General features: G+C 60.1%; 1 protein-coding gene and 1 pseudogene. Both read right to left on the reverse strand.

Translation table 11 applies throughout. The features are described from left to right. Positions 1 to 126 (reverse strand): PPE domain-containing protein (locus ACZYZ9_RS26430; RefSeq protein ID WP_463829106.1); only part of this gene is annotated, 126 nt, incomplete at its 3' end. 72 nt (positions 127 to 198) lie between these two features. Next, a pseudogene (locus ACZYZ9_RS26435) lies at positions 199 to 919 on the reverse strand (hypothetical protein); the annotation flags it as partial.

Here is a 919-nt window from a genome sequence, read left to right on the forward strand (position 1 = left end):
CGCCAACCCATCCCACGCAGCAGCCACCGACACCATCGGCGCCGAACCCGCACCCCGCAGCATGTTCAACGAATTGACCTCAGGAGGCAAAGTCACAAAACTCACCGGCTCAACCCTCTTCCTCACATAGCAGGAAAGCTTGCTGGGGATAGATGCTGCACAAGGACAATCGGCCGCCCGCAGCAGAGAAGTACGTCATCAGCCAGCCACCCAGTCCGCCAGCGCCGCCTGCAACGCACTCATCTGACCGTGCAAGAAACCGGAGACCTGGCTGCCGATGTTGCCGACGCCAGACATCAACGCGGCCCCGGCCACATCGCTGGTATTGGCGATGCCCGACATCGCCTCACCCAGGTTCTGCCAACCCGACAGCAACGAACCGGCGTTATACCAACCCGACGTCAACGCCCCGTTGGCATTAGCAAAACCCGAACTCAAACTGTTCGAATTGAAGAACCCGGACGTACCGCTGGAACTGCCGTTGAAGAAACCCGACGCCAACGACCCCACAGAGTTCCCAATACCAACCACCCCCGGTGCCGTCAGATTGACTTGACCCAGCAGCGTCATCTGGATGGGCACCTGTATGTTCACCCCGGCCACGAGGTCCTTCAGGACGATCGGGTTGATGACGATGGGGGGTAAGGGTGGGGTCATCTGAACTCCCTCGAAATTGAGGGTGATGAGAAAGCTCACCGCTACGTCAACCGGGATGCCGAACTGCGGGACGTAGATGGTGATCGGGTCGAACTGACCGGTGATGGGGATGGCCACGTTGGCACCCGCCACCAGATCGATCGGAATCGCCGGGAAGTTGATCGGGATGGTGATGCCGTCGAGCACTTGGCTGTCGGCGAGCATGAATGAGCCGAGGTTCATGCTGCCGGTGTTGAAGGAACCGGTGTTGAGGTCGCCTGCG

Source organism: Mycobacterium sp. IDUB_28, from assembly GCF_055419285.1.